General features: G+C 68.6%; 1 protein-coding gene. It reads right to left on the bottom strand.

Translation table 11 applies throughout. The features are described from left to right. Positions 1 to 25 precede the first annotated feature (25 nt). Positions 26 to 1,300, bottom strand: coding sequence for an IS701 family transposase (locus ABZ671_RS32685; RefSeq protein ID WP_357865423.1), 1,275 nt, complete (start codon positions 1,298 to 1,300; stop codon positions 26 to 28). Between the last annotated feature and the right edge of the window lie 151 nt (positions 1,301 to 1,451).

The following is a 1,451-nucleotide window of genomic DNA, read 5'->3' as shown; positions in this document are numbered from 1 at the left end:
CTAGTACGGCAGCCGCCGTTCGGGATCATGGCTGAAGTTCGGCGTTGAGGCGTCGTTTGTAGTGGGCTCGTCGGGCTCGGGCTTGATGCCGGCGTCGCCACTGTGACCAGCGCAGACGGTGGGCGAGCTCGTGGATCGGTCGGATGATGAAGGCGTTGATCAGACGACGGACTTCGTTGACGGTCAGTTTGATCAATCCGGTCTCCGGGGGTTCGTCGGCGGCGTCGGCGGCGCAGATCGCCAGGACGGCGAGGGCGGCCAGGGCCAGGGTGGTGAAGCGGTGCCAGGAGTCCCAGCGGCGGACCTGGTGCTGGTCGAGGCCGACCTGGCCTTTGGCGGTCTGGAAGGCCTCTTCGACGGTCCAGCGGATCCCGGCGACCCGGACGAGTTGGGCGAGGGTGGCCGGCTGCGGGGTCCAGCAGCGGTAGAAGGCCAGCTCCCCGCTGGTGGTGTTCTTCCTGATGAGGAGGCTGTGTCGGCCGTGGTCGTCAGGGTCGGCGTCGGTGGTGACATCGTCGAGCCAGGCCCAGTCGTAGAAGCGTGGCCCTTTCGACCCGGCGCCGGCACTGCGGCGCTGCCACGCTGACGCCGGTAGATCGGCCGCGATCCGGTCGGCACGAACCTTGACCTTGCCGCCATCGAGGGGCACCAGGTGGCTGCGGGACACGGCCAGGACATAGCCCAACCGGTGTTGACGCAGGTGAGCGCGGAAGACGCTGCTGTTGCCGTAGGCCTCGTCCGCGGCAGCCCATGCCACTGGAACGCCGGCGTCGACGGCTGCGGTGATCATGTCGGCTGCCAGCTCAGATTTCGTGGCGAACTCGACCTCGTCCGGGACACCGGCGGCCTGGCAGCGGTCCCGGTCCTCGGTCCACGACACCGGCAGGTAGACCCTGCGGTCGATCAGCGTGTGCCCGTGCCCACTGGCGTAGCCGAGAAACACCCCGACCTGCGCGTTCTCGATCCTGCCGGCGGTGCCGGTGTACTGGCGTTGCACCCCGACCGAATGGACGCCCTTCTTCAGATCCCCCGTCTCGTCGACGACCAGTACCGCGTCCGGGTCACCGAACCGGCCGACGATCACCTGACGCAGGTCGTCACGGACGGCGTCGGCGTCCCACACCGCCCGATACAACAGCCGCTGCATCGCATCCGGGCGGGCATCCCCAGCATGCTCCGCCAGCTGCCAACACGTCTTGACCTCGATATCGGCCAACAGGCCGGTCACGAACGCCGCCGCCGTCCGACGCGGCTCGACCCGCCCGAACCGGCCCGCGAACGAGGCGAGCACCCCAGCCAGGACCCGCCGCCACCCGGCAGGGTTTACGCTGTGGCACGCGGCCACCGCCAGATCTGAAGTTATGTCCACAACGTACAGACGATCACGCGGTGGCCGCCTCGCGTCCACCCCGCTCTACCAGCGGCATCTCAAACGGCGGCTGCCGTACTAG

Source organism: Micromonospora sp. NPDC006766, assembly GCF_040636055.1.
Taxonomy (GTDB): Bacteria; Actinomycetota; Actinomycetes; order Mycobacteriales; family Micromonosporaceae; genus Micromonospora.
This window is presented reverse-complemented; position numbering and strand designations above follow the sequence as displayed.